Below are 23,301 nucleotides of genomic sequence, written 5' to 3'. Positions count from 1 at the left end.
CCCGCCCCCGCGGCGGCTCCCGGCGGGGGCCCGGCCGGGCCTCAGCCCTTGACGCAGACGACCTGCTTCAGCCGGGCCACGACCTCGACGAGGTCCCGCTGCCGTTCGATGACCTGCTCGATCGGCTTGTACGCGCCGGGTATCTCGTCGACCACGCCGGCGTCCTTGCGGCACTCGACGCCCCGCGTCTGGGCGGCCAGGTCCTCCGTGGTGAACCGGCGCTTGGCGGCGTTCCGGCTCATGCGCCGCCCCGCGCCGTGGGAGGCGGACCGGAACGACGCCGCGTTGCCGAGGCCCCTGACGATGTAGGAGCCGGTGCCCATCGAGCCGGGGATGATGCCGTACTCGCCGTCCCCGGCCCGGATGGCGCCCTTGCGGGTGACGAGCAGGTCCACGCCGTCGTAGCGCTCCTCGGCCACGTAGTTGTGGTGGCACGAGATGACCTCGCCGAACCGGGGCCCGGCCGCCGCGAACTCCCGGCGCACGACGTCCTTCAGCAGCGCCATCATCACCGCCCTGTTGAACGCCGCGTACTCCTGGGCCCAGAACAAGTCGTGCCGGTAGGCCGCCATCTGCGGGGTCCCGGCGACGAACACCGCGAGGTCGCGGTCCACCAGGTCCTGGTTGTGCGGGAGCTTGCGCGCCTCGCCGATGTGGTGCTCCGCCAGCTCCTTCCCGATGTTGCGCGAACCGGAGTGCAGCATCAGCCACACGGCGCCCTCGGTGTCGGTGCACACCTCGACGAAGTGGTTGCCGCCGCCGAGCGTGCCCATCTGCTTCGTCGCGCGCTCGTGGCGGAACGAGACCGCCTCCGCGACGCCGTCGAAGCGGGCCCACAGGTCGTCGAGCCCGGCCCGGGGCAGGCCGTGCAGGCGCGCCGGGCCGACCGGCACGTCGTGCGCCGCCCGCCCGACCGGGATCGCCGCCTCGATCCGCGAGCGCAGCCCGGAGAGGTCGTCGGGCAGGTCGTCGGCCGTGAGGGACGTCCTGACGGCCGACATGCCGCACCCGATGTCCACGCCCACCGCGGCCGGGCACACCGCGCCCTCCATGGCGATGACGGAGCCGACGGTCGCGCCCTTGCCGTAGTGCACGTCCGGCATGACCGCCAGGCCGCGGACCCACGGCAGCGTGGTCACGTTGCGCAACTGCCGCATGGCGCCGTCCTCGACGCCCGCCGGATCGGCCCACATGCGGATCGGTATCCGGGCACCGGGCAGTTCGGTGTAACCCATCATGATCTCCCCCCGGAGGTGACGTTCTGTGACTCGATGGTCCCCGGGCGCCGACGGTGGGACAACAGGTTTTCCTCTCCCCTCAATGGTCGCGGCGGCGCACCGCGGCAACGGCCAGCACGCACGCGGCGCACGCCCATCCGGCGTAGACCGTCCAGGCGCCCGACACGGTCCACGGGAAGGGAGTCGCCTCCGGCGCGTAGGGGACGTCGGTGAGCCGGAGCCACGCCCGGTAGGGCAGGGCGTGCCCCGCGACCGCGGACCAGTGGCGGCCGTCGGTGAGGGCCAGCGGCAGCAGGAGGACGCACACCACCGTCGCGACCATGGCCGACGCGGTGCCGCGCAGGGCGGCGCCCAGCGCCAGTCCGGCCAGCGCGCACACCGGGGCGAGGAGCGCGGATGCCGCCACGACCTGGAGGGCTCCCGGATCGCCGAGCGAGACCCCCGCGCCCCGCCGGTCGAGGACGGCCTGGGTCACGGCGAAGGACACGCAGGCGGCGAGCGCGCCGGACACGGTCGCCGTCGCGGCGACCACCACCGCCTTCGCCGCCATCACCGAGTGCCGGGCGGGCACGGCCGTGAACGTCGTCCTGATGGTGCCCGAGCTGTACTCGCCGACGACCGCCAGGGCGCCGATGGCCCCGAGCGCGACAGCCATGAGCAGGGCGGCGTTCGCCGAGAACGCGATCTGGAGCGGTATGCCGTCGCGCACGAAGCCCGCCAGGTCGGCCGTGTCCCGTGCCGTCCAGTGGCTCCACCTGTCGTACGCCGTACCGGCGTTGAGGCCGATGACGAGCAGAGCCGTCGCCCCGTGCGCGATCCACACCGAGCGCAGCGACCTGAGCTTCAGCCACTCGGCGCCGACGAGGTCGCGGAACCGGGCGGGGGGCTCCGCGGCCTCGCGCGCCCGGGCGCCGCCCGCGGTCGTGCGCGCGTGCGTCGACGCGGTCATCGCGCGTCACCCCCCGGAAACTGCACGCTGCTCGCGGTGAGTTCCATGAAGACGTCCTCCAACGACGCCGATTCGGAGCGCAGTTCGTGCAGCGGGACGCCGTGCCGCCGGGCCAGCTCACCGATCCGGTCCGCGGCCATGCCGGTCACGGCCAGGGAGTCGCCCGCCGCCCGCACGCCCGCGCCCTCGGCGGTCAGCAGCCGGTCGAGGACCGGCGCGGCGGGCGTGCGCACGGTGACGCCCCGCCGGGTGCCGCGCGCCGAGAACTCCGCCACGGTCTCGTCCGCTATCAGCTCGCCGCGCCCGATCACGACCAGCCGGTCCGCCGTGTGCTCCATCTCGGACATCAGGTGGCTGGAGACGAACACGGTGCGGCCCTCGGCGGCCAGCCGCCGGAACAGGCCGCGCACCCACGCGACGCCTTCAGGGTCGAGCCCGTTGAGCGGCTCGTCGAACACCAGCACCGGCGGATCGCCGAGGAGGGCGGACGCGATGCCGAGCCGCTGCTTCATGCCGAGCGAGAACGCGCCGACGCGCCGCCCGGCGACATCCGCGAGCCCGACCTCGCCGAGCACCTCGGCCACGCGCCGCCGCGGCAGGCGGTTGGCGCGGGCCAGGACCGACAGGTGGGCCGCCGCGCCGCGCCCGCCGTGCACGTCATGCGCGTCCAGCAGCGCGCCGACGTGGCGCAGGCCGCGCGAACGGCTGCCGAACGGCTGCCCGTTCACGGTGACCGTACCGCTCGTCGGCTCGTGCAGGCCGAGGATCATCCGCAGCGTGGTGCTCTTGCCCGAGCCGTTCGGCCCGAGGAAGCCGGTCACAAGTCCGGGGCGCACGGTGAAGGTCAGGTCATGGACGGCCGTCGTGCGGCCGTACCGCTTGGTGAGGTGGCTGCTCTCGATCACGATGGCAACGATGCCGCCCGGCGCCCCCGGGCGTCGTCGGCCCGGTGTCGGCAATCGGCGGCGGCGGTGTCGACCCAGGTCGTACGACCGGAGGGCGATGGGGAGAGCGGGCACGCGCGCCTACGATCGCGGGGTGCACACCTCACCGCTGTCGCCGTCGGCCCGGCGCATACCCCCCGGCCTGTGGACGGCGCTGGCGTGGTTCGCGGCGGCCGTGTACCCCATCATCGAGTACGTCGTGCTGCCCCGGCAGTACGCCTACTCCCTCAGCTACCCGAGGGACGGCCTCGACCCGTTGGCCGCCCGGCTGCTGCTCGCCCTCGCGTTCGCGCTGGTGCTGGCGGGCTGCGTGGCGGCGCGCCGCAGGCCCGTGCCGGGCTGGGCCCTGGTGCTGCTCGGCACGGTCCTCACGACCGTCGCCTGGCGGCAGGACGAGATCCCGCCCCCGCAACTGCTCGGGGTGGACGTCGCCCTGTGCCAGCTCGCGGCCGTCAGGCCGCGCCGCGCCGCGGTCGGCGCCGTCGCCGTGACGCTCGGCGTGCTCGCCGCCTACCCCGCGCTGCGGTGGCTCGCGGACACCGAATCGGGCACCGCTTCCGAGCCGTTCATGGCGCTGACGGTCGTCACCGCCTGGCTGGTCGGCGACTCGCTGCGCCAGACCCGCGCCCACACCGCGGAACTGCACGCCAGGACCGTGGCCCAGGCAGCCACGGCGGAGCGGTTGCGCATCGCGCGGGAGATGCACGACACGGTCGCGCACAGCATCGGCATCATCGCCCTCCAGGCCGGTGCCGCGGCCCGGGTCATCGAGACGCAGCCGGAGCGGGCCCGCGAGGCGCTGTCCACGGTGGAACGCGTGGGGCGCGAGACGCTGGCCGGGCTGCGGCGGACGCTGGGGGCGCTGCGGGAGGCGGACCGGGAGCGGGAGGCGGGGCGGGAGGGCGGCCGGCCCTGGCAGGGGGACTCCCCGCGGCCGGGCGCGGGCCTCGCGGACCTGGAGCGGCTCGCCGCGAGCACCACGGCGGCGGGCGTCCCGGTGCGGGTCGAGTGGCGCGGCCGGCGCCGCCCGCTGCCCGCCGACGTCGACCTCGCGGCGTTCCGCATCGTGCAGGAAGCCGTCACCAACGTCGTCAGGCACGCGGGCGGGGCGCCCTGCCGGGTGCGGGTCGACCACGGCGACGACGTCCTGGCCATCGAGGTCGCGGACCGCGGGAGCGGCGCGCGCCCCGGGCGCGCAGACCCCTCCGGGTTCGGCCTGCTCGGCATGCGGGAACGGGCCGCCCTGCTGGGCGGCCACATGACCGCCGGGCCCCGCCCCGGCGGCGGATTCCTCGTGACCGCCCGGCTGCCCGTGCCGGCGGCGGACGGCGCGACGGAACGGCGGGAGGGGGCCGGTTGACGATCCGGCGCGCACCCGAGGGGGAGTCCGGCCCTCTCAGGCGGGGCGCGGCCCCCGGGTACCGGGGGCCTACGCTGTGCCCATGACCGCGACGCCTGCCCGGGACCCGGGAGCCCGATGTGCGCGAGTGCTGCTCGCCGACGACCAGCCCCTGGTGCGGGCCGCGTTGCGGATGGTCATCACCGACGCCGAGGACGTCGAGGTGGTCGGCGAGGCGTCGAGCGGTGCCGAGGCCGTCCGGCTGGCCGGTGAACTCGCCCCCGACGTGGTCGTGATGGACATCCGCATGCCGGGCATGGACGGCATCGAGGCCACCCGGCTCATCACCGCGGGGTCCACCCCGGCGCACGTCGTGGTGCTGACGACCTTCGACGACGACGATTACGTCCTCGGGGCGCTGCGGGCGGGCGCGTCGGGGTTCCTCGTCAAGGACATGGCGCTGGAGGACATCCTCGCCGCGGTCCGCACGGTCGCCGCGGGCGACGCCCTGATCGCGCCGAGCGTCACCCGCCGGCTGATCAAGGAGTTCGCCGCGCGCCCCGAGGGCACGCCGGCGCGGCGCGCCGAACTCGACCGCATCACCGACCGGGAGCGCGAAGTGCTCGTCCTGGTCGGCAAGGGCCTGTCCAACACCGAGATCGCGGAGCGGCTCCACATCAGCGTCGCCACCGCCAAGACCTACCTGACCCGCCTGCTCGCCAAGCTCGACGCGCGGGACCGGGTGCACCTGGTGATCCTCGCCTACGAGACGGGCCTGGTCGGCCCGTCCTCCTGACCGGCCGCGCCGCGCGCGCCTCGCCCGGGGCGCGGGGTGTTCGCGCGGTGCGGGGTTCAGGGACGGGGGGCGGCCAGGGCGCGGCGGACGGCGTCGGCCGTGTCGGCCGGGTCGGTGTTGAAAGCGATGGCCGCGTCGGGGGCGAGCCGGTGGACGGTGTTGACGACGCGTTCGAACAGCGGCAGGTTCTCCGGCACCACCCGGACTCCCGCGCCGATGACCACGCACGCGAAGTCGCCGTTCCCCAGGGCACGGCGCAACGTGGCCTCCGCGGTGGCGCCGAGGTCGAGGACGCACCGCTCGACGGTGAGGCCGAGAGCCGACAGCTCCGCGTCGATCTCCGAGCGGGCGCCCCGCACTCCGGCGGCGGTCAGCCCCGGCAGGGTCCGGAAGTCGACCAGGGCCGGGTCGACGCCCACGAGCAGGACGCGGGGCGCGGCGGCGGGCGTGGCGCCGGTTTCGTCGGCGGGGGAGGCGAGCGCGTCGTTCGGAACCATGGTGCGGAGCCTAGGAGTTCAAGTAGACCTGAGGTCAACGCCGCCGCACCGGCGCCGGGCAGCCCCCCTCGCGAGGGGAGCGGCCCGGCCCGGGGCGCGCGCGGGTCAGCCGACCGGAACGGGGGCGCCGAGGGTGCCGGTGGCGTTGTTCGTCCAGGAGTGGTCGGTCTCCGAGCGCGACCTGATGGTCAGGGCGCGGCCGGTGACCGGGTCATCGGGCCCGACGACGACCTGGAGGAGCGCGGCGCCCTGGGTGCCGAAGGTCACGGGCGCGTTCAGCACGAGTTCGCTGATCTCGTCGAGCCCGACCGTGTGCGCGGCGTGCAGGGCGAGTTCGACGAACGCGGTGCCCGGCAGGATGACGGTGCCGAGCACGGTGTGGTCGTTGAGCCACGCGTGGGTGGCCAGCGTCACGCGGCCGGTGAACAGGTAGCCGCCGTCGGGGAGTTCCGTCGCCGTGGCCAGCAGCGGGTGCGTGGCCGGTTCGAGGCCGAGCCCGGCGGGCGTGCCCGCGGGGGCCGGGGCGTCGAGCCAGTAGCGGCGGCGCTGGAACGCGTAGGTGGGCAGGTCGACGGCGCGGGTGCCGCGCCCGGCGCACAGCTTCTCCCAGTCGACCGCGACGCCGCACGCGTGTGCGCGCGCGACGCCGCGCACGAGCCCGGCCGGTTCGTCGTGGCCGCGCCGCAGCAGGGGAACGGCGTTGGCGTGCGGCAGCGCCTCGTGGGCGAGCGCGGTGAGCACGGCGTCGGGCCCGATCTCGACGTGCGTGGTGACGCCCAGCCCGTTCAGCGTGACCAGGCCGTCGTGGAACCGCGTGGTCTCGCGGGCGTGGCGGGTCCAGTAGGCCGGGGTGGTGATGTCCTCGCCGGCGGCCCGGCCGGTCAGGGTGGAGACGACGGGGATGGCGGGCGGCCGGTAGGTGAGGGTCGCGGCGACGGCGCGGAACTCCTCCAGCATGGGGTCCATGTGGGCGGAGTGGAACGCGTGGCTGACGGTGAGGCGGCGGGTGCGCCGGCCCCGCTCGGCGAACGCCGCGGCGATGGCGGTGACCTCGGCCTCGTCGCCCGAGAGGACGACGGCGCGTTGCCCGTTGACGGCGGCGAGGCCCGCCCGTTCCGTGAGGTGCGGCGCGACCTCCTCCTCGGCCGCCTCCACGGCGATCATCGCGCCGCCGGACGGCAGCGCCTGCATGAGGGCGCCGCGCGCGGCGACGAGGCGGGCCGCGTCGTCGAGGCCGAACACGCCGGCGGCGTGCGCGGCGGCGATCTCCCCGATGGAGTGGCCGATGACGTGCGTCGGGGTGACCCCGAAGTCGTCGGCGAGGAGCCGGGTCAGGGCGGTCTGGAGGGCGAAGAGCCCCGGCTGGGTCCAGCGGGTCTGGTTCAGCAGCGCCGGATCGGCGCCGAACACGACCTCCTTGAGCGGGAGTTCCGCCCCGAGGTGGGCGTCGAGGGCCGCGCACGCCTCGTCGAACGCGGCACGGAACGTCGGGTACGTGGCGTACAGCCCGCTGCCCATGCCCAGGTGCTGGGCGCCCTGGCCGGTGAACAGGAAGGCGACCGCCCCCGCGGCCCGCTGCGGGTGCAGCGTGACGCCCGAGGGCTGCTCGGCGATCGCGGCCAGGCCGGCGAGCAGTTCCTCGCGGGTGCCGCCGACCGCCGCCGCGTGGTGCTCGAACACGGTGCGGGTCGCCGCCAGCGAGTAGGCGATGTCGGCGGGGTGCAGGTCGGGGTGTTCCGTGACGTGGTCGAGCAGGCGCCGCGCCTGGTCGGCCAGGCCGTCCTCGGTCCTGGACGACAGCACCCACGGCAGGGGGCCGTGGTGCGCGGGCGCGTCGGCGGGAACCTCGCTGGGCCCGCCGGGCCCGTCGGGCTCGCCGGCCGGGAGGGCCGGGGCCTGCTCGATGATGACGTGCGCGTTGGTGCCGCTGATGCCGAAGGAGGAGACGGCGGCGCGGCGCGGGTGGTCGGTGTCGGGCCAGGGCTGGGGGCGGGTGAGGAGCTGGATGTTGCCCGCGCTCCAGTCGACGTGCGGGCTCGGCTCGTCCACGTGCAGGGTCTTGGGCAGCGCGCCGTGCCTGATGGCCTGGATCATCTTGATCATGCCGCCGATACCGGCGGCGGCCTGGGCGTGGCCGATGTTGGACTTCAAGGAGCCGAGCCACAGCGGCTGGTCGGCCGGGCGGCCCTGCCCGTAGGTGGCGAGCAGCGCCTGGGCCTCGATCGGGTCGCCGAGCGAGGTGCCGGTGCCGTGCCCCTCGACCGCGTCGACCTGGTCGGGCGTCAGGCCCGCCCCGGCCAGCGCGGCCTGGATGACGCGCTGCTGCGAGGGGCCGTTCGGCGCGCTGAGCCGGCTGCTCTTGCCGTCCTGGTTGACGGCCGAGCCGCGGATGACGGCCAGCACGGGGTGCCCGTTCGCGCGGGCGTCGGACAGGCGTTCCAGCACGATCATGCCCGCGCCCTCGGCCCAGATGGTGCCGTCGGCGCCGGCCGCGAACGACTTGCAGCGGCCGTCCGCGGCCAGCCCGCGCTGGCGGCTGAACTCAAGGAACATGCCCGGGGTCGCCATCACCGCCGCGCCGCCGGCGAGCGCCATGGTGGACTCGCCGGAACGCAGGGACTGGCAGGCCAGGTGCACGGCGACGAGCGAGGAGGAGCACGCGGTGTCCACGCTGACCGCCGGGCCCTCGAAGCCGAGCGTGTAGGAGATGCGCCCCGAGGCGACGCTCAGGGTGTTGCCGGTCAGCAGGTAGCCCTCGACGTCGTCGGGCCCCCGGTGCGTGAGCGAGGCGTACTCGTGCCCGGAGACGCCGCTGAACACCCCGGTGCGGCTGCCGCGCAGCTCCGCGGGGGAGAGCCCGGCGCTCTCCAGGCTCTCCCAGGCCGTCTCAAGCAGCAGGCGCTGCTGCGGGTCGAGCGCGAGCGCCTCGCGGGGGCTGATGCCGAAGAACTCCGGGTCGAAGCGGTCGGCGTCGTACAGGAACCCGCCCTCGCGGGCGTAGGTCCTGCCAGGGGCGTTCGGGTCGGGGTCGTACAGGGCCTCCACGTCCCAGCCGCGGTTGTCGGGGAACGCCCCCACCGCGTCGCGTTCCCGCGCCACCAGCTCCCACAGCCCGTCGGGCGTGGTCACGCCGCCGGGGAAGCGGCAGGCCATGCCGACGACGGCGATCGGTTCCGCGGCGCGCGACTCGGCCTCGGCCAGCCGCTGCCGGGTCCTTTGCAGGTCGGCGGTCACCCGCTTCAGGTAGTCGCGGAGCTTGTCCTCGTTCACGATGCGATGTCCCTCCTTGTGTCGTGGCCGAGTCAGGAGAGCCCGAGCTCGTTGTCGATGAAGTCGAAGATCTCGTCGTCCGTCGCGGCGTCGATCCGCATGCCGGGGCCCTGCGGGTCCGCCGCGTCCAGCTTGTGCAGGAACGCCTGGACGCGCGCGGCGAGCGCGGTGCGGACGTCGGGCACGACGGTCGGCAGGCTGGCCTCCAGCCGGTCGAGCTCGGCGACGAGGGCCGGCGGGAGCCCGGCGGCCGGCGCCTCCTCGGGGGCCAGTTCGACCCGCAGCATGGCCGCCAGCTGGGCGGGGGTCGGGTAGTCGAACAGGGTCGTGGGCGGCAGCCGCAGCCCGGTGGCCTGGTTGAGGTTGTTGCGGAACTCCACGCTCGTGAGCGAGTCGAGGCCGATGTCGAGGAACCCGCCCTCGGCGTCGATCGCGTCGGGCGAGCCGAGGCCGAGGATCGCGGCGACCTGGGCCCTGATCCACGAGAGGAGGATGTCGAGCTGCTCGGCCTCCCCGACCCCGGCGAGCCGCTGCCGGAGCGTGACCGCCTCGCCCGCGCCGTTGTGCGCGGCCCGGCGTGCGCGCGGGCGCACCAGTCCGTGCAGAACGGCGGGCACCGGGGCCTCGCCCTCGCCGAGCCGCGCGAGGTCGAGCCTGGCCGGTACCAGCAGCCCGCGAGAGGAGCCGAGGGCCAGGTCGAGCAGCCCGAGGCCCTGCGCCGTCGGCATCGCGGTGATGCCGCCCCGCCCGAGCCTGGCCCGGCCCACCGGGTCGAGCCCCGCGGTGAGCCCGCTGGTCTGCGCCCACAGGCCCCAGGCCAGCGACAGGGCGGGCAGGCCCTGCCCGCGCCGGTGCGCGGCGAGCGCGTCGAGGTAGCTGTTCGCCGCCGCGTAGTTGGCCTGCCCGGCGTTGCCGATCAGGCCGGCCACCGAGGAGAACAGCACGAACGCCGCCAGGTCGAGGTCCCGCGTCAGCCGGTGCAGGTGGTGGGCGGCGTCGGTCTTGGGCCGCAGCACCGCGGCCAGCCGCTCCGGCGTCAGCGAGGAGAGCGCCGCGTCGTCGAGCACGCCTGCCGTGTGGAACACGCCCGTCAGCGGGTGGTCGGCCGGCACGGCGGCCAGCAGCGCGGCCACCGCGTCGGCGTCCGCCGTGTCGCACGCGGAGACGGTCACCTCCGCGCCCAGCTCCCGCAGCCCGTCGGCCAGTTCGTCCGCGCCCTCCGCCTTGGGGCCGCGCCTGCTGACCAGCAGCAGGTGGCGCACGCCGTGCCGTTCGACGAGGTGGCGGGCCACGAGGCCGCCGAGGGTGCCGGTGCCGCCGGTGATGAGCACGGTGCCCTCGGGGTCGAGCCCCGCCCCCGCGGCCTCCTCGCCCTGCGGCGCGAGCAGCGCCGCGCGTGCCAGCCTCGGCGCGAGCAATGCGCCGTCCCGGATCGCCAGTTGCGGCTCACCCGTGGCGAGCGCGGCGGGGAGCGCGGCGAGCGACGCGGCCGACTCGTCGAGGTCGACGACCACGAAACGTCCTGGGTGCTCGGACTCGGCCGTGCGCAGCAGGCCCCAGGCCAGGCCGCCGGCCGGGTCGGGCACGGGGTCCCCCTCGCCGGTGGCCACCGCGCCCCGGGTCAGCACCACGAGCCGGGCGTCGGCCAGGGCGTCCTCGGACAAGAAGTCCTGGACGTTTCCGAGAAGTTCGGCGGCCGTCGTGTGCGCGTGCGCCACCGGGTCGCCGTCGCCGGGCGCGCCGGTGCCGGCCAGCACGACGCGGACCGGGCCCGAGCCGTTCGTCGGCGTGGCGCCGACGGCGGCGAGCGTGGGGTGGTCCGTCACCTCGACCCCGGCCGCGCGCAGCGCGCCGGTCAGGTCGGCCACGCCGACACCGGCCCACAGGCCGCCGCCGCCCTCGGCGGGCGCGGGCACGGCGACCCAGTTCATCTCGAACAGCGCGTCGCTCTGCCGGGCGCGGGCCGCGGCCAGCTGCTCGGGGGCGACCTCGCGCATGGCGAGCCCGTCGATGCTCAGCACCGGGGCGCCGGTGGAGTCGGCCACCGCGAGCGACAGCACGTCGCGTTCCGAACGCGTCATGCGCACCCGGAGCCGGGACGGGCCGACGGCGTGCAGCGCGGCGCCGCTCCAGGAGAACGGCAGCCGGACGCGGTCCGCCGCGTACCACAGCATCAGCGGGTGCAGCGCGGAGTCGAGCAGCGCCGGGTGGATGCCGTACTTCTCGGGGTCGGTGCCGTCCGGCAGCGCGATCTCGGCCCAGATGGTGTCACCGAGCCGCCAGCCGGCCTGGAACCCCTGGAACAGCGGCCCGTATTCGTAGCCGCGCTCGATGAACCCGCGGTAGAACTCCTTGACGTCCACCTGCTCCGCGCCCTCCGGCGGCCAGGACGTGAGGTCGAACGAGGGCGCGGGCGCGCCGTCGGTCAGGAAGCCGCTGGCGTGCCTGGTCCACTCGGCCGCCTCCTCGGCGCCCTCGGCCTCCGGCGAGGAGTACAGGGCGAACGGCCGCCGCGCCGACTCGTCGGCCGCGCCGACGGTGAGCCGCAGCTGCCTGGCCCCCTGTTCGGGGACGGCGAGGAACGCGTGGTGCGTCAACTCCTCGATCCGGTCGCACCCCACGTACCCGGCCGCGTGCAGGAGCAGGTCCACGAACGCGACGCCGGGCAGCACCGCCGTTCCGTGCACGATGTGGTCGTGCAGCCACGGCTGGGCGCGGAACGAGACCTCGCCGGTGAACACCGCGCCCTCGCCCGCCGGCAGCGTGATCGCCGCGGTGAGCAGCGGGTGCGGCGCGTTGTCCCGCTTGCCGGTGGTGGCCCTGGTGGTGTCGAGCCAGTAGCGGCGGCGCTGGAATGCGTAGGTGGGGAGGGTGGGGGTGGTTGTGGTGGTTCGGGGGGTGGGGGTGAGGGTGGTCCAGTTGATGGGGGTGCCGTGGGTGTGGGCGGTGGCGAGTGCGGTGTGGAGGGCGTGGGTGTCGGTGCGGTCGCGGTGGAGGGTGGGGGTGAGGGTGTGGTCCGTGGTGTCGTCCAGGGTTTCCCTGGTCATGGTGGTGAGGGTGCTGTCGGGTCCGAGTTCGATCCAGTGGCGGACGCCGTGGGTGTGGAGGGTGGTGATGCCGTCGTGGAAGCGGACGGCTTGGCGGACGTGGCGGACCCAGTAGTCGGGGGTGGTGATTTCTTCGCCGGCGATGCGGCCGGTGAGGTTGGAGACGATGGGGATGGTGGGGGCGTGGTAGGTGAGGGTTTCCGCGACGGCGCGGAAGTCCTCCAGCATCGCGTCCATGTGGGGGGAGTGGAACGCGTGGCTGACGGTGAGCCGGCGCGTCCTGCGGCCCCGCGCGGCGAACGTCTCGGCGATCGCGGTCACCTCGGCCTCGTCGCCCGAGACCACCAGGGCGAGCGGGCCGTTGATCGCGGCGATCGCGGCCCGTTCCGTCAGGTGCGGGACGACCTCGTCCTCCGCGGCCTCGATGGCGATCATGGCGCCGCCGGTGGGGAGGTTCTGCATGAGGGTGCCGCGGGCGGCGACGAGGCGGGCCGCGTCGTCGAGGGTGAGGACGCCGGCGAGGTGGGCGGCGGTGAGTTCGCCGATGGAGTGGCCGGTGAGGTAGTCGGGGGTGATGCCGAGGTGGGTGATGAGGTGGTGGAGGGCGGTTTCGGTGGCGAACAGGGCGGCCTGCGTGTACCGGGTCTGGTTGAGGAGGGTGGGGTCGTCGTCGAAGATGACGCTCTTGAGGGGGTGTTGGGTGTTCAGGTGGGTGTCGAGTGCGGCGCAGGCGGCGTCGAGTGCGTCGCGGTAGACGGGGTGGGTGGTGTGGAGACCGTGGCCCATGTGGGGGCGTTGGGCGCCTTGGCCGGTGTAGAGGAAGGCGGTGGCGCCGGGGTGGGGCTGGCCCTGGGTGAGGGCGGGGTGGGGTCGGCCCTGGGCGAGTGCGGTGAGGGCGTCGGTGAGCGCGTCGGTGTCGTGGGCGACGAGGGCGGCGCGGTGGGTGAAGTGGGTGCGGGTGGTGGCCAGGGCGTGGGCAATGTCGGCGGGCGCGAGTTCGGGGTGGGCGGCGAGGTGGTCGCGCAGGCGCGCGGCCTGGTCCCGCAACGCCTGCTCCGACTTCCCCGACAGCAGCCACGGCACGACCGTCGCCGGGGGCGCCGCCTCGGCGGCCGGCTCCGCGGCCACGGGGGCCGGGGCCGGGGCCTCTTCGAGGATGAGGTGGGCGTTGGTGCCGCTGATGCCGAAGGAGGAGACGGCGGCGCGGCGCGGGTGGCCGGTCTCGGGCCAGGGCCTGGCGTCGGTCAGGAGCTGGATGTTGCCGCCCTCCCAGTCGATGTGCGGACTGGGCGCGTCGACGTGGAGGGTCTTGGGCAGGGTGCCGTGCCGCATGGCCTGCACCATCTTGATCACGCCACCGATGCCGGCGGCGGCCTGCGCGTGGCCGATGTTGGACTTCAGCGAGCCGAGCCACAGCGGCTGGTCCGCCGGGCGGTCCTGCCCGTAGGTGGCGAGCAGGGCCTGGGCCTCGATCGGGTCGCCGAGCCTGGTGCCGGTGCCGTGCCCCTCGACCGCGTCCACCTCGTCGGGCGTGAGGCCCGCGCCCGCGAGCGCGGCGCGGATGACGCGCTGCTGCGAGGGGCCGTTGGGGGCGGTGAGGCCGTTGCTCGCACCGTCCTGGTTGATCGCGGAACCCCGGATCACGCCCAGGATCGTCCGCCCCTTGGCCTGCGCCTCGGACAGCCGTTCGAGCAGGACCATGCCGACGCCCTCGGCCCAGGCGACGCCGTCGGCCGCGTTGGCGAACGACTTGCAGCGGCCGTCGGGAGCCAGGCCGCGCTGGCGGCTGAACTCAAGGAACATGCCGGCGTTGGCCATGACCGTGGCGCCGCCCGCGAGTGCCATGTCGCACTCGCCCTGGCGGATCGCCTGGCAGGCCAGGTGCAGCGCGACGAGTGAGGAGGAGCAGGCCGTGTCCACGGTGACCGCCGGGCCTTCGAGCCCGAACGTGTAGGCCACGCGCCCGGAGGCCACGCTGGCCGTCGTGCCGGTCAGCAGGTAGCCCTCGACGCGGTCGCTGCCGTGGTGGGTCAGCGACACGTACTCCTGGGTGACGACGCCGGCGAACACGCCGGTGGAACTGCCGTGCAGCGCCGCCGGGTCGATGCCCGCGCTCTCGAACGTCTCCCACGTGGTCTCAAGCAGCAGGCGCTGCTGCGGGTCGAGCGCCAGTGCCTCGCGCGGGGTGATGCCGAAGAACTCCGGGTCGAAGCGGTCGGCGTCGTACAGGAACCCGCCCTCGCGGGCGTAGGTCTTGCCCTGGGCGTCGGGGTCCGGGTCGTACAGGCCCTCCACGTCCCAGCCCCGGTTCTCGGGGAACCCGCCCACGGCGTCCGTGCCCTCCGCGACCAGCCGCCACAGCTCCTCGGGCGTGTCCGCGCCGCCGGGGAACCGGCAGCCCATGCCCACGATCGCGATCGGCTCGGCCGCGTCGGTGGGCGCGGGCGCGGCCTTGGCCGCGGCCTTGGCCGGGGCGGCGGACCCCGCCTGCCCCGAGCCGACGAGTTCGGTCCTGATGTGACCGGCGAGCACGGCGGGCGTCGGGTAGTCGAACAGGAGGGTGGAGGGCAGCCGCATCCCGGACGCCTTGTTCAGCGTGTTCCGCAGCTCGACGGAGCTGAGCGAGTCGAAGCCCAGTTCCTTGAACGAGTGCGCGGGGTCGATCGCCGAGGGCGAGCCGTGCCCGAGCACGGTGGCCACGTGGCCGCGCAGGAAGTCCAGGATGATCCGGTGCTGTTCGGCCTCGGGGCGGCCGGCGAGCGCGTGCCGCAGCCCACCGGTGTCCTCGCCGCCCCGAGCGGCCTTCGCCGCGCCGCGCGGCGGCGTGCGCACCAGGCCGCGGAAGACCGGCGGCACCGGGCGCGCGGCGGCGCGGGCGCGCAGGCCCGCGAGGTCGAGCTTGGCCGGGACCAGCACGGCCGGGTCGAGGCCGAGCGCGGCGTCGAAGTGCGCGAGCCCCGCGTCTGCGGGCATCGGCAGCAGGCCGGTGCGGCCCATGCGGGCCCGGTCCTGCTCGTCGAGGGTGCCGCCCATGCCGCCGCCCTCCCACAGGCCCCAGGCCAGCGAGGTCGCGGCCTGGCCCGAGGCGCGGCGGTGCGCGGCGAGCGCGTCGAGGAACGCGTTGGCGGCGGCGTAGTTGGCCTGCCCGGGGGCGCCGAGCGTGCCGACGGCCGAGGAGAACAGCACGAAGGCGCTCAGGTCCGCGTCCGCCGTCAGCTCGTGCAGGTGCCAGGCGGCGTCCGCCTTGGGGCGCAGCACGTGGTCGAGCCGCGCGGTGTCGAGCGCGGTCACGACGCCGTCGTCGAGCGTGCCCGCGCAGTGCACGACCGCGCCGAGCGGGTGCTCGGGCGGCAGGGTCGCGAGCAGCGCGGCCAGCGCGTCCCGGTCGGCCGTGTCGCAGGCGGCGACGGTGGCCTCGGCGCCCAGCGCGGCCAGGTCCTCGGCGATGGTGCCCGCCGCGTCCTTGCCGCGCCTGCTGACCAGCAGCAGGTGGCGCACGCCGTGCCGCTCCACGAGGTGGCGGGCCAGGAGCGTGCCGAGCGCGCCGGTGCCGCCGGTGATGAGCACGGTGCGGTCCGGGTCGAACGGGCCTGCGGCGCCGTCCCGTTCGGCATCCGCGTTCTCGGGCGCGGTGGTGCGCGCCAGCCGCGGGGCGAGGAACGAGCCGTCGCGGACGGCCAGTTGCGGCTCGACGGCGGAGGCGGCGAGCGCGGCGGGCAGGGCCCGCAGCGAGGCGTCGGAGCCGTCGAGGTCGATGAGGGCGAACCGGTCGGGGTGTTCGGACTGGGCGGAGCGGATCAGGCCCCAGACCGCGGCGGCGGCCACGTCCCCGGGCGCCTCGCCCGGGCCGGCGGCCATCGCGCCGCTGGTGAGGACCACCAGGCGGGACTCCGCCTCCGCGGCGGCCAGCACCCGCTGGACCAGGCCGAGCACGCGGTGCGTGAGGTCGCGGGCGGCAGCCGCAGGCGCGGCGCCTTCGTCGGAGGCGAGCCAGGCGACGAGCACGTCGGCGCCCGCCGCCTCCTCCTCGGCCGCCACCGGGAGCACGGCGGGCTCCCGCCGCACCTCGACCGAGGCGCCGGACGCCGAGAGCGCGGCGGCGAGGCGTTCGTCCCGCGCGGAGTCGGCACCGGCGAGCACGGCCCACGTCTGCCCGGCGGCCTCGCGCGCGGCGTCCTCGGGGGCGGGCACGGCGGCCCAGTCGACCCCGTACAGTTCGCCCGCGTCAGCGGCCCGCGCGGCGGCGAGCTGGTCGGTGCCGACCGCCCGCATCGCGAGCGAGCCGATCGTCATCACGGGCGCGCCCGTGCGGTCGGCGATGAGCAGCGACACGGTGTCGGGCGCGGGCCAGGTCAGGCGCAGCCGCAGGAACGTGGCGCCCGTCGCGTGCAGGGACACCCCGCTCCAGGAGAACGGCACCCGGATCGAGTCGTCCGCCGCGTCCTCGGCCTTGACGAGCGCAGCCGGCTGGAGCGCGGAGTCGAGCAGGCCGGGGTGGATGCCGTACGCGCCGGGGTCCGCGCCCTCGGGGAACGCGACCTCGGCCCACGTCGTCGATCCGTCCTGCCAGGCCGCGCGGATGCCGCGGAACAGCGGCCCGTAGCCGAAGCCGGCGTCGGTGATGCGCCGGTAGAACTCCTCCGTGTCGATGGCCTCGGAGGCCACCGGCGGCCACACCTCGTCGGTGAGCACGCCGTCCGTCTCGGGGGCCTGCGTCTGCCCGGCGGCGAGCGCGCCCGTGGCGTGGAGGGTCCACTCGTTCTCCGCCGGGGCGTCCTCGGGCCGCGAGTACACCGCGACCGGCCGCCTGCCGCTCTCGTCCGCGCTCTCGACCAGGACGCGCAGTTGGAGCGCGCCGCGCTCGGGCACGGAGAGGAACACGTGGTGGGTCAGCTCGTCGATGTGGTCGCACTCCACGTGGCGCGCCGCGTGCAGCAGGAGGTCGACGAACGCGACGCCCGGCACGATCAGCGCCCCGAAGATGATGTGCTCCGCCGTCCAGGCCGGGTCGGCGGCCGAGACCCGCCCGGTGAACAAGTGGCCGCCGCCGTCCGGGAGTTCCGCCAGCGTGGTGAGCACGGGGTGGCCGGTGGGCGTCAGGCCGAGGCCGCCGGCGCCGACGCTGGGTTTCGGCGCGTCGAGCCAGTAGCGGCGGGACTGGAATGCGTAGGTGGGGAGGGTGGGGGTGGTTCGGGGGGTGGGGGTGAGGGTGGTCCAGTTGATGGGGGTGCCGTGGGTGTGGGCGGTGGCGAGTGCGGTGTGGAGGGCGTGGGTGTCGGTGCGGTCGCGGTGGAGGGTGGGGGTGAGGGTGTGGTCTGTGGTGTCGTCCAGGGTTTCCCTGGTCATGGTGGTGAGGGTGCTGTCGGGTCCGAGTTCGATCCAGTGGCGGACGCCGTGGGTGTGGAGGGTGGTGATGCCGTCGTGGAAGCGGACGGCTTGGCGGACGTGGCGGACCCAGTAGTCGGGGGTGGTGATTTCTTCGCCGGCGATGCGGCCGGTGAGGTTGGAGACGATGGGGATGGTGGGGGTGTGGTAGGTGAGGGTTTCCGCGACGGCGCGGAAGTCCTCCAGCATCGCGTCCATGTGGGGGGAGTGGAACGCGTGGCTGACGGTGAGCCGGCGGGTGCGCCGCCCCCGTTCCGCGAGCGTGGCGGCGATGGCGGTGACCGTCTCCTCGTCACCCGAGACGACCAGGGAGTCCGGGCCGTTCAGCGCGGCGATGGCGACCTTGTCGTGGTGGCCTTCGAGGAGCGGAAGCACTTCCTCCTCGGTGGCGCGCACCGAGACCATGGCGCCGCCGGTGGGGAGGTTCTGCATGAGGGTGCCGCGGGCGGCGACGAGGCGGGCCGCGTCGTCGAGGGTGAGGACGCCGGCGAGGTGGGCGGCGGTGAGTTCGCCGATGGAGTGGCCGGTGAGGTAGTCGGGGGTGATGCCGAGGTGGGTGATGAGGTGGTGGAGGGCGGTTTCTGTGGCGAAGAGGGCGGCCTGGGTGTACTGGGTCTGGTTGAGCAGGGTGGGGTCGTCGTTGAAGATGACGGTTTTGAGCGGGTGTTCGGTGTTCAGGTGGGTGTCGAGTGCGGCGCAGGCGGCGTCGAGTGCGTCGCGGTAGACGGGGTGGGTGGTGTGGAGTTGGTGGCCCATGTGGGGGCGTTGGGCGCCTTGGCCGGTGTAGAGGAAGGCGGTGGCGCCGGGGTGGGGCTGGCCCTGGATGAGGGCGGGGTGGGGCCGGCCCTGGGCGAGTGCGGTGAGGGCGTCGGTGAGCGCGTCGGTGTCGTGGGCGACGAGCGCGGCGCGGTGGGTGAAGTGGGTGCGGGTGGTGGCCAGGGCGTGCGCGATGTCGGCGGGCGCGAGTTCGGGGTGGGCGGCGAGGTGGTCGCGCAGGCGCGCGGCCTGGTCCCGCAACGCCTGCTCCGACTTCCCCGACAGCAGCCACGGGGGCAGCACGCCTTCCGACGCCTCGGGCTCCCCTGCGGGCTCGGCCTCGGGCGCGGGCTCCGGCTCGGGCGCGGCCTCAAGAATGAGGTGGGCGTTGGTGCCGCTGATGCCGAAGGAGGAGACGGCGGCGCGGCGCGGGTGGCCGGTCTCGGGCCAGGGCCTGGCGTCGGTCAGGAGCTGGATGCTGCCGCTCTCCCAGTCGACGCGCGGGCTCGGCTCCTCGACGTGGAGGGTCTTGGGCAGGGTGCCGTGCCGCATGGCCTGCACCATCTTGATCACGCCGCCGATGCCGGCGGCGGCCTGGGCGTGGCCGATGTTGGACTTCAGCGAGCCGAGCCACAGCGGCTGGTCCGCCGGGCGGTCCTGGCCGTAGGTGGCCAGCAGCGCCTGCGCCTCGATCGGGTCGCCCAGCGTCGTGCCGGTGCCGTGCCCCTCGACCGCGTCCACCTCGTCGGGCCTCAGACCCGCGCCCGCGAGCGCGGCCTGGATGACGCGCTGCTGCGAGGGGCCGTTCGGCGCGGTGAGGCCGTTGCTCGCACCGTCCTGGTTGATCGCGGAACCCCGGATCACCCCCAGGATCGTCCGCCCCTTGGCCTGCGCCTCGGAGAGCCGCTCAAGCAGGACCATGCCCGCGCCCTCGGCCCAGATGGTGCCGTCGGCGCCGGCCGCGAACGACTTGCAGCGGCCGTCGGCGGCAAGCCCCCGCTGCTGGCCGAACTCCACGAACATGCCCGGCGTCGCCATGACGGTGACACCGCCGGCGAGCGCGAGCGAGCACTCGCCCGCGCGCAGCGCCTGCGCGGCCTGGTGCAGCGCGACGAGCGAGGAGGAGCAGGCCGTGTCCACGGTGACCGCCGGGCCTTCGAGCCCGAACGTGTAGGCGAGGCGGCCCGAGGCGACGCTCACGATGCTGCCGGTGAGCAGGTAGCCCCCGAGCCCGTCGTCGCCCTCGTGCAGCCGGGGGCCGTACTCCTGCGACATGGCGCCCACGAACACGCCGGTGTCGCTGCCGCGCAGGTCGTCGGGCGCGATCCCGGCGCGTTCGAACGCCTCCCACGCGATCTGGAGCAGCACCCGCTGCTGCGGGTCCATGGCCGTGGCCTCGCGCGGGCTGATGCCGAAGAACTCGGCGTCGAACTCGGCGGCGTCGTCGAGGAATCCGCCGTGCCGCGTATAGGTCTTGCCGCGCACGCCCGGCTCCGGGTCGTACAGGCTCTCCAGGTCCCAGCCCCGGTCCTCGGGGAACGGCGAGATCGCGTCCGTGCCCTCCGCGACCAGCCGCCACAGCTCCTCGGGCGTGTCCGCGCCGCCGGGGAACCGGCAGCCCATGCCCACGATCGCGATCGGCTCGTCGGCGGCCACGGGGGCCGAGGCGCGGGCCGGGGCCGAGGCCGCCTCGCCCAGCGCCAGTTCGCACAGCCGCCGCGCCAGCCGGGCCGGGCTCGGGTGGTCGAAGACGAGGGTGTCGGGCAGCGTGAGACCGGTGGCCTCGTTCAGCGTCTGGCGGAGCTGGACCGCCATCGTCGAGTCCATGCCCAGCTCGCGGAACGCCCGTTCGACATCGACCGTGTCGGCGGACAGGTGGCCGAGGACGATCGCCGTGCGCAGCCGCACCAGTTCGAGCGCCTCGCGCTGGCGTTCCAAGGGCGGCAGCCCGGCGATCCGCTCCCGCCACGAGACGTCGGCGGCAGCCGCGGCCGGCGCCGCCTCACGCTGCCGCGCGGCGACGGGCGCGACGGCGGTGAACTCCTCGATGGCGTCGGGCCAGTGGCGTTCGCGCTGGAACGCGTAGGTCGGCAGCGCGACGCGGCGCGGCGTCCGGCCGGGGAAGACGGCGGGCCACTCCACGGGCACGCCGGAGACGTGCAGCTGGGCCAGCGAGGCGAGCAGCAGCGGCCACGGCGCCTCGTCGCGCCGCAGGGAGGAGGTGATCAGGGCGTCGGGCAGCGTCTCGCGCAGCCCGAGGGTGAGCACGGGGTGCGGGCTCGACTCCACGAACGTGCCGAAGCCGGCGTCGGCCATCGCCCTGAGCGTCGTTTCGAGCAGGACGGGCTCGCGGAGGTTGGTGTACCAGTAGTCGGCGTCGAGACCGGCCGTGTCGATGGCGGTGCCGGTGACCGTCGACCAGAAGGCGATGTCGCACGACCGCGGCGTCACCCCGGCGAGCTGGTCGAGCAACCGCTCGCGGATTCCCTCCACATGGGGCGAGTGGGAGGCGAAGTCCACGGCGGGCACGGCCTTGGCGCGCACGCCGTCCGCCTCGCAGTCCGCCAGCAGCCCGGCGATGGCCTCCGGGGTGCCGGACACGACCGTGGAGCCGGGGCCGTTGATCGCCGCGATGCTCAGGTCCTCGCCGAAGGGGGCGATCAGGTCCGCGACGCGGGCGGCGGGCAGCGGCACCGATGCCATGGCCCCGGTGCCGGCCAGGGTCATGATCGTGCGGCTGCGCAGGGCCACGATCCGCGCGGCGTCCGCGAGGTCGAGGGCGCCGGCGACGTGCGCCGCGGCCACCTCGCCCTGCGAGTGGCCGACGACCGCGTCCGGGCGCACGCCGAGCGACTCCCAGACGCGCGCGAGGGAGACCATCACCGCGAACAGCGTGGGCTGGACGACGTCGGCGCGGTCGAGGGAGGGAGCGCCGGGCGCGCCGGTGAGCACGTCGAGCAGGTCCCAGTCCAGATGCGGGGCGAGCGCGGCCCCGCACGCCTCGATGGAGGCGCGGAACACCGGTGAGGTGCGCAGCAGTTCGCGGGCCATGCCCTCCCACTGCGAGCCCTGCCCGGGGAAGACCAGGGCGACCTTGCCGCGGTCACCGGCGACGCCGGTGATCAGCCCGGGCGCCTCGGTGCCGGCCCGCAGCGCGGCCAGCTGCGCCTCGTGGTCGGGGCCGAGCGCGACGGCGCGGTGCGCGAAGTGGGTGCGCGTGGTGGCCAGGGACCAGCCGGTGTCGAACGGGTCGGTGTCCTCCGTCCGCCACGCGGCGAGCCGGGCGGCCTGGGCGCGCAGCGCGGCGGCCGTGCGGCCCGACACCGGCCAGGGGGCCAGCGGGAGTTCGGGCGCGGACGCCTCGGGCCCGTCCGCCGCGTCCGCGTCCGCGTCCCGGACGGGGCCCTCGCCGAGGACGACGTGGCAGTTGGTGCCGCCCACGCCGAACGAACTCACGCCGGCGAGCAGCGGACCCTCGGGCCAGGGCCCCGGCTCGGTGGCGACGCGCAGGTTCAGCGCCTCGGGGTCGATGCGCGGGTTGGGCGTGGCGTAGTTGAGGCTGGCCGGGATCTCCCGGTGCCGGATGCTCAGCGCCGTCTTGATCAGCCCGACGATGCCGGCCGCGCCCTCCAGGTGCCCGACGTTCGTCTTGGCCGAGCCGACGACGACGGGGGAGTCCGCGGGGCGCGCGCTGCCGTACGCCGCGCCCACGCCCGCCGCTTCGAGCGGGTCGCCGGTCGGCGTTCCCGTGCCGTGCAGCTCCACGTAGCCGACCCGCGCCGGGTCGACGCCCGCGTCCTCGCACGCCCGCCGCAGCACCGCGGCCTGCGCCTCGGCGCTCGGCACGGTGAGTCCTTCTGTGGCGCCGTCGTTGTTGACCGCGCTGCCGAGGATGACCCCGTACACCGTGTCGCCGTCGCGCACCGCGTGCGCGAGCGGCTTCAGCACGACGACGCCGCCGCCCTCGCCGCGCACGTAGCCGTTGGCCCGCTCGTCGAACGTGAAGCAGCGGCCGTCGGGCGAGAGGCCGCCGAACCGCCCGGCGACCTCGGCGCTCTCCGGCGCGAGGTTGAGCGCGACGCCGCCCGCGAGCGCGAGGGTCGTCTCGCCCTTGCGCAGGCTCTCCACGGCCAGGTGCACCGCGACCAGGGAGGAGGACTGCGCGGAGTCCACCGCGAGGCTCGGGCCGCGCAGGCCCAGCGCGTAGCTGACGCGGTTGGCGATGACGCCGCGGTTCAGGCCGGGCAGCGAGTGCTGCGTGATCGCGCCGCCGCGCCGGGCGAGCGCCGCGTAGTCGCCGGCGATGGCGCCCACGATGACGCCCGTCGCGCTGTCGCGCAGCGTCTCGGGAACGATGCCCGCGTCCTCAAGGGCCTCCCACGCCAGCTCGGCGAACAGCCGCTGCTGGGGGTCGATCGCCACGGCCTCGCGCGGCGATATCCCGAAGAACTCGGCGTCGAACTCCTCGACGCGGTCGAGGAATCCGCCGTATCGCAGCCCGGCCAGGTGCCGTTCAGGCGCGTCGGGCATGACCTCGTCCGCCCGCCAGCGCTCCGGTGGCACCTCCCCGATCGCGCTGCGTCCCGCACGCAGCAGCTCCCAGAAGGAGCCTGCGTCGGGCGCCTGCGGGAGGCGAACCGACAGGCCGGTGATTGCGATGGCATCAGTACCGTGAACAAGATCACTCGTCATGGTGCCGAGCGCCTCCCTCAGCGCGCGCTCCGAAAAACGCCGGGGGCGCCCGGCGTTCGTCCTGAGGGACGATCGTCGGTCGCGCCGCCCGTCCCTAGCTACCCGTAGAGCCCCCTAGGGGGGTCGCCCCGCCGGTGCGGCGCCGTGACCTGCGGCGGCGCGGGCCCGGCCGGACGGAGCGCGGCGCGCGGCCGGGGCCCCGCGGGCGGCGGGTCGCCGCACGCCGGCCGGCTTCCTGCGGGGCACTGCCGGGCACTGCCCGCTGAACGCTTCGTGACCGCACGGTAGTTGACCCGGCGCGCGCGGCGCGGACCGGAAACGGGCCGGGGGCCGGCCGCGAACGGGCACGCGCCGCGCCGCCGCGCGGTGCCCGGCACGCCGAAGCCGC

8 protein-coding genes are annotated in these 23,301 nt (G+C 75.3%); 2 read left to right on the top strand and 6 right to left on the bottom strand.

Annotated features, from left to right (window positions below; translation table 11 throughout):
* Positions 1–41: 41 nt before the first annotated feature.
* From LC193_RS08270 to LC193_RS08260, 3 genes are all read right to left on the bottom strand, one after another.
* Entirely contained in the window at positions 42–1,235 is a 1,194-nt protein-coding gene (locus LC193_RS08270; RefSeq protein WP_226078517.1) for an RtcB family protein, read from the bottom strand.
* Between the two features lie 82 nt (positions 1,236–1,317).
* The gene (locus LC193_RS08265; protein ID WP_226072969.1) at positions 1,318–2,187 is read right to left on the bottom strand and encodes an ABC transporter permease subunit; all 870 of its coding nucleotides are present in this window, start codon (positions 2,185–2,187) and stop codon (positions 1,318–1,320) included.
* On the bottom strand, positions 2,184–3,092 hold the full coding sequence (locus LC193_RS08260) for an ABC transporter ATP-binding protein (RefSeq protein WP_226072967.1): 909 nt from the start codon (positions 3,090–3,092) through the stop codon (positions 2,184–2,186). Before LC193_RS08260 ends, LC193_RS08265 begins: the two co-directional genes overlap by 4 nt.
* Before the next feature lie 133 nt (positions 3,093–3,225).
* Here LC193_RS08260 and LC193_RS08255 point away from each other — a divergent pair, with 133 nt between their 5' ends.
* Together LC193_RS08255 and LC193_RS08250 are read left to right on the top strand one after the other, a co-directional pair.
* A complete protein-coding gene (locus LC193_RS08255; protein ID WP_226072966.1) occupies positions 3,226–4,491 on the top strand; it encodes a sensor histidine kinase in 1,266 nt (421 codons plus the stop codon).
* Positions 4,492–4,573: 82 nt separating this feature from the next.
* The gene (locus tag LC193_RS08250) at positions 4,574–5,266 is read left to right on the top strand and encodes a response regulator (RefSeq protein WP_226072964.1); all 693 of its coding nucleotides are present in this window, start codon (positions 4,574–4,576) and stop codon (positions 5,264–5,266) included.
* Between the two features lie 56 nt (positions 5,267–5,322).
* Here LC193_RS08250 and LC193_RS08245 read toward each other — a convergent pair whose 3' ends face one another.
* From LC193_RS08245 to LC193_RS08235, 3 genes are all read right to left on the bottom strand, one after another.
* Positions 5,323–5,763, bottom strand: a complete 441-nt coding sequence (locus tag LC193_RS08245) for a hypothetical protein (protein WP_226072961.1) — start codon at positions 5,761–5,763, stop codon at positions 5,323–5,325.
* 105 nt (positions 5,764–5,868) lie between these two features.
* Positions 5,869–9,069, bottom strand: a complete 3,201-nt coding sequence (locus LC193_RS08240) for a type I polyketide synthase (protein WP_450264591.1) — start codon at positions 9,067–9,069, stop codon at positions 5,869–5,871.
* A complete protein-coding gene (locus LC193_RS08235) occupies positions 9,066–22,913 on the bottom strand; it encodes a type I polyketide synthase (protein ID WP_226072957.1) in 13,848 nt (4,615 codons plus the stop codon). Before LC193_RS08235 ends, LC193_RS08240 begins: the two co-directional genes overlap by 4 nt.
* Positions 22,914–23,301 lie beyond the last annotated feature (388 nt).

The organism is Streptomyces marincola (assembly GCF_020410765.1).
In the GTDB taxonomy this organism is placed as follows: Bacteria; Actinomycetota; Actinomycetes; order Streptomycetales; family Streptomycetaceae; genus Streptomyces; species Streptomyces marincola.
Note: the sequence above shows the minus strand (reverse complement) of the source record. Positions and strands in the feature narration are given on the sequence as shown.

Excerpts from the sequence above, each read along its gene's own strand:
- LC193_RS08270 (WP_226078517.1), bottom strand. The coding sequence starts at position 1,235 with ATGGGTTACACCGAACTGCCCGGTGCCCGGATACCGATCCGCATGTGG.
- LC193_RS08265 (WP_226072969.1), bottom strand. The coding sequence starts at position 2,187 with ATGACCGCGTCGACGCACGCGCGCACGACCGCGGGCGGCGCCCGGGCG.
- LC193_RS08250 (WP_226072964.1), top strand. The coding sequence starts at position 4,574 with ATGACCGCGACGCCTGCCCGGGACCCGGGAGCCCGATGTGCGCGAGTG.
- LC193_RS08245 (WP_226072961.1), bottom strand. The coding sequence starts at position 5,763 with ATGGTTCCGAACGACGCGCTCGCCTCCCCCGCCGACGAAACCGGCGCC.
- LC193_RS08235 (WP_226072957.1), bottom strand. The coding sequence starts at position 22,913 with ATGACGAGTGATCTTGTTCACGGTACTGATGCCATCGCAATCACCGGC.